This is a genomic window from Candidatus Margulisiibacteriota bacterium, from assembly GCA_018822365.1.
In the GTDB taxonomy this organism is placed as follows: domain Bacteria; phylum Margulisbacteria; class WOR-1; order O2-12-FULL-45-9; family XYB2-FULL-48-7; genus XYB2-FULL-45-9.
Map to the genome: position 1 here is coordinate 1 of JAHJKL010000025.1, position 5,397 is coordinate 5,397.

A 5,397-nucleotide genomic window follows, 5' to 3' on the forward strand; every position below is an offset into this window, starting at 1 on the left:
CTGCGTAAGTAACCATACCTTATTTCACCTCCTGTTTTTTTCGCCCGCCTGTCGAGAGCGGGAACTCTAAGGAACCCTTGCACTTACTTATCGGGTCCGCCAGCAAAAAACTTGCATGGCATTTTAAACATTATTTATACGACGCTATTATGGGTCATTCCGGCTTGCGGCATAGCGAAAAGGTCAGAGATCATCTTCTTAACCGCCTGGGAATCGACACTGTTAACCGCCTGGTCATCCTGCTTAATGGCACTGCTGACCCGGTCGCCCAAACTATCGAGCGAGTTGCGGCCGCCGCTTAGCGACGATAAAAGATCGCTCTCCCCTCGCTTAAGGTCACTACCGACGGAAGAACCGCTATATTGGCTTGAAATATCCATTCCATATATTTATCGTATAAATAGGGGGGAAACTTGCGCCTAACCCTCACCCAGGCCTAACAACCATGTAGGGCAACGGCTTGTCCGTTGCCGCGGCAAGGGATAAACCCTTGCCCTACATTTTTTTCTTTTTAACTGTTAGCGAGAGTTTAACTCCCTCTCCCTCTGGGAGAGGGCCGAGTTGTAGAACTGATTGATAAGTAAGACCTGGGTGAGGGTTTTTACGCCTTAGCTCCCTTGCCGGTTACGCAGATGTTCATCTTGGTCGAGGAACTGCCAACACACGATTTAGCTTGAGCAACAATGTTTTTAATAAACAGGTCCTGAATATCCTTACGGGTTACCTGTTTATTCCCGCTGTCTTTTGGCGCCTGTGCCGCCGCGTTATAAGAACCGCCAACATTGTTAACCGCCATTCAACTCACCTCTCAATTATTTATCGCTCAAACAAGACAAATACTTGCATTTAGAAACCCTCACCCGAGTTCAACAACCATGTAGGGCAACGGCTTGTCCGTTGCCGTTTGGAAATTTATTCGGCAAGGGATAAACCCTTGCCCTACGTTTTTTTTCCGCCTAGGTGAGGGTTATTTCTTCTCCATCTTATTTTTGATCATTTTTTTGAGCTTTTTGATGTTATCGATGGTCGCTTTTTCTTCAACCTCTTCTTTGTCGTAATACAGAGACTCTTCCAGGTCGCGCCAGTTATCAAATTCGAGCCCCTCTTTCCCCCCCTTATTGACCACCTTCTTCTGGGAAGCGGCCGCTATTTCCCCTAAAGAGGCCTTAAAATCTACCCCCTGGGGATTGACCGTTTTCTTCACTTCCGTGTGGTTGTCAACCTTATTGTTTGGATTTGCCCCAAAGACCCCGTTCATTATGAAACTCCTCCTATCGTTGATCCGTGATTTGTCGACGCCAATACCAGGTCCTGTTCTTCCTGAAGGTGGTCGGCCTTATCTTTATAGCCGTTCCCCTGGCCATTTCCGCCATTCCCCCTCCCATTCCCCAGATTGCCAACCGCCCTCACGACACTCCCTCTGACACCCGCGGTGGCCGAAGAGCTCTTCTTATCGTCAGCATCAAGCTCACGTTTTGAGGTCTTTTCCTTTTCTTTTTCAAGCTCTCTCTGGACCTGGGCGATATGCTGGTTGATCTGGGTCAATTGCCTCTTGATCTGGCCAATTTCCTGTTTGACCTGGGCCAGCCTCTGCTCCGCCTGCTGGATCTCCCTCTCCCGCTGGGGCCTGGCCTGTCTTAACATATTGATTTTAGCGTCGATATCCCTGACCTCTTGAGGCGGGATATTGACATCCCTTTTTAACTGCTCAAGAGCGGCTATTTCATGGTCGATTTCGGTTGTGCTGGTCGTTCTCAATGCCCTTATCTGGGTCTCCAGCCGGTTGACCTCTCTGACTTTATCGTTAAATAACGTGACCAACTGGTCCCTTCTTTGCTTCAGAGCAGATAACTGCTGCGTCAGGCTGGTATGCTCGCTCCCGGTCGCGTTCGGTATTTTAGCCTGGACAGCCTTGACCTGAGTGTCAACATCGACCAGCTGGGTGCTGATATTCCGGACATCAACCTGGACTGCTGTAACTTGAGTAGAGGTATTAGTAGCTCTGGTCTGCTGTTGGCTCAATAATTCATCGGCATGCGCGATCAGCGCCCGACTGCGCGAGGCGGTTGATGACGTATCTTGCTGGTATGGGGTGGCCGGCCTTCCCGGTTGGGCTGGGGCGGGCTGGCTAACCGCCGCGGCCAGGGAAGCCCTGACCTGGTCGATCTGCGGTTTGAGCTCCGGCCGGTCGGCTTCCAGACGGTTGAGCAAGGCGGTCGCCCGATCGCGGCTCAACCTCCCCTGGTCAACCTCGGTCTTCACAAAAGCAACCGGGTCGCTATGATCTTTAACGATCGAGTAAGTCTGTTCAATTGTCCCGCTGTTTAAATTGATCCGGCTCCCTTCAGCCAACTCCCCCGGAATGGCCTCCCCTCTTTGGATTTCTGAAACCACTTTGCCGTCATCTTTACTGGATCTAAGATAGGCGGCGGTCCCTACCCCCTGCTGGATACCTGATTGCCAGGTCGTCACCATCTGGTCCGCCCTCTGCAGGGCAATGTTCGCGGCGGTCGGCGACGAGTAAGACGAGATCATAACCTCCGACTGCAGGGCGTCAGCTTCATTGGCGCCGGTCGCTCCATAAATCCCGCCGCTATCGGACGATGAGCTGGAGCTGGTCTGCAGGGCTGAAGACTTCTTGGCGGTTTGCCCATCCCGGACAACGTCAAGTTTGGAGTTGCTGACGTTCGATTTTTTCTCCTCCTGCGCCGGGTCAAAAACCAGGACCCCGCCGTAAAAGTTCCAGAAGGTATTGACCAGAGCGACGGAACCGGAAGCCAATTGAAAATGACGAGCGGAATCCGAGAGGTTATTATACTCTCTTAATAGCTCGTTTTTGTGGAATTGTTTCTGTCCAGGATCAATCCCATCAGGATTTCTGGAAGGAGAAGGCGGGGTTCCTGGGACTTGCGCGTTCCCGCCAACAGGTTGCGCTCCTTGGCTAGGAGCGTTGGGCGCGACAGCCCCCGGAGTTCCGGTCTGTCCCTGCCCCGGTTGAGCTGGTCCTGCTGGAGGTGGTGCACTTGTTGTTACTGTCGCATTTACTGCTGGAGCATTCCCAGTTGTATTCGTTGGATGAGCTGGTTGAGCCGGGGGCGGCGTTGCCGGTTGAGTTGGAGGAGAAGGTGTAGTTGCCGGTTGAGTTGGCGCAGTCCCTGGTTGAGTGGGGGCATTGGCGTCAGGAGGAGGAAGGGGCCGAGCTTCCGGTACTTTTGCTTGACCATTTATTGTTTCCATCTTTTCTTCCGCTTCCGACCCTTTTACGGCGGCGATTGCCCCCAGAGCGACCGACGCGGCGCTTAATACAACACTGACGCTCCCAATGAACTGCTGTCTTTCGTACTGCGAGATCTGGTTCTGCCGCTCAAGAAGAGTCTGGACCCCTTGGGTCAGGGAATTTAGGATCTGCTGGGCGATCCGCTCCTGCGGCGAAGCCAGGTCGTTGGCATCGGCGATCGGCCCGCCGCCGACCCCGACTTTCCGACGGATCGCCTGGCTGAACTGGTCGCGCGCCGACATTAAAATCAGCAGGCTCTTCCGCAGGTTGTTAATAGCGTGCATCCTGGTATTGAGAATTCCGGTTATCTCCCCGTTAACCGAGCCGACGCCGGCATCCATGCTCTGGACGATATTTTCCCCCATCTCCTGGAAGACCTGGTCTTCCAGAGCGGCCAATTTATCAAAGGTATCCTGTTCGGTCTTTTGCCGGCGATTCCCCCGGATCTCTTTGACCGCTTTATCTGAGTCATAATTATTATAAGAGCCAAAATCGTCTCTTGCCCAGAGAGCATTCATGATCAAACTGCCGGTCGCGTTGACCAAGCCCATTAAACCAGGGGTAACGTTCCTTGACACATCGGCCGCCGTTTTGCCGATACCCAGAGCGTTTGGCGAATATCCCATCCCCATCCCCACTCCGGCAATAGAAACATTGGCGACCAGGGAAAAAGTCGCCATTCTGGCTTGCTTTTGAGCGTCGCGCGCCCGGTTCTGAACAGCCGCTTTATCCGCAAACATCCTGGTGACCGCCGCGATTATCGCCATCGCCTGGCTCAAACCCCTCTGGGCAACTATGCCGGACAGATCGGTCGTTTCCGAAGTGCTGATCCCTAAGACCTGCCGGCGGGTTGAAGCGCTTAGCCTGATCTGGGCATTGCGCAATTCCATCAGGTACTGACGTATATTTTGGATATTGAGGATCTGCTGGTAAGCTTTGCCAACTGCCGTATAGTTGACCCCGGTATATCCATCGCCTGTCCCGACCTCTCCATTAGCCAGCAGTTCTTCAAAAGCGGCATTTTCCATTTGGTAAAGCTTGTCCTCGGCGATCTTCGCTTCGGTAGCGGTCTTTTTGCGCTCCGCCATCAACTGTTCAAACTCCTTGCTGTGAGATTCATATTTCATTCCGTAGCCGCTTGATTCCGATCGGCTTTCGATGTAGTTGTAAAGCGAGGAACCAACCGCCGCGCCAATCGACATGAAAGCAGGGACAACGGACAACCCACCCGCTCCAGGAATAGCCGCCAGAGCGGCACAGCCAAGCGCCCCGATCACTCCAGCGGCGCTGCTCCAGATCGCCTTGCTCGCCATGATCTCATTTTGGCGGGCGATGTTCCTGCCGGTCACTTGTTCCTGCAGTTGGAATTTAATAGACTGCATCACCAGCTGACGCTGGTGGAGAGAGTTTTCAATGTTGCTAAGTAAATAGCCTTCGCCATGGTCTTTCATCGCTTTTTCCAGGACTATCCCCATGATCGCCCGATTCAGGTCGCGCTGGGCTTTCTTTAAAAAAGCGATCATCTTAACCATATTGTGGAGCGACTGCTGGCGGATCTCAAACGCGGCCAGCGCCCGTGAATTAAGCGTGTAAAAGCCATCCTGGTTTCTTTCCAGCAAACCTGCCCCACCCATCTGGTTAATGATCTCATTCTCAACCTGTTCCGCGTCATCGATCACTTCTGACGGCTTTTTGTGCGGGGTCAAATTAATGTTATCTGAAACCCTAAAATTAGGGTTATTGACGTCATAACTATCATCGACTTGTGACGCCACGTAAGAACCCATCGACTGCATCCCCGCCGCCCCCAAACCGGCTAAAGCGCTGCAAAGTGAGACCACGGCAATAGTGGCCGGAAGGGCTAGCGCCCCAAAAGTTAGAACAGAAGCCACAATCGCCAAAGCCACCGCTACAACCTGCAAACCGATGCTGGCGATTTTCCACCCCTGCGCCTCTTTCAGCTTTTCAATGTTCTTGCAGATTTGGATCTCGGTGTTATAAGCCTTAACCTTCATTTGAAGGGTGTTGTAGGCGTTGTCAAAGAACATGTTCGCCATGTTGAACAAGCCTTCAGAGGCGATCATCCGATATTGGAGCTTGGAAGAGTGCGGCGATATTTC

4 protein-coding genes are annotated in these 5,397 nt (G+C 52.6%); all 4 read right to left on the reverse strand.

Features of this window, described 5'->3' with window-relative positions:
• Nucleotides 1-134: 134 nt before the first annotated feature.
• Entirely contained in the window at nucleotides 135-380 is a 246-nt protein-coding gene (locus KKF06_01425) for a hypothetical protein (GenBank protein ID MBU1616427.1), read from the reverse strand.
• A gap of 221 nt (nucleotides 381-601) precedes the next feature.
• A complete protein-coding gene (locus tag KKF06_01430) occupies nucleotides 602-796 on the reverse strand; it encodes a hypothetical protein (GenBank protein MBU1616428.1) in 195 nt (64 codons plus the stop codon).
• A 171-nt stretch (nucleotides 797-967) separates the two neighbouring features.
• Nucleotides 968-1,258, reverse strand: a complete 291-nt coding sequence (locus KKF06_01435; protein ID MBU1616429.1) for a hypothetical protein — start codon at nucleotides 1,256-1,258, stop codon at nucleotides 968-970.
• The coding region (locus KKF06_01440) for a hypothetical protein (protein ID MBU1616430.1) at nucleotides 1,258-5,397 on the reverse strand (4,140 nt) is incomplete at its 5' end. The genes KKF06_01440 and KKF06_01435, both read right to left, overlap by 1 nt.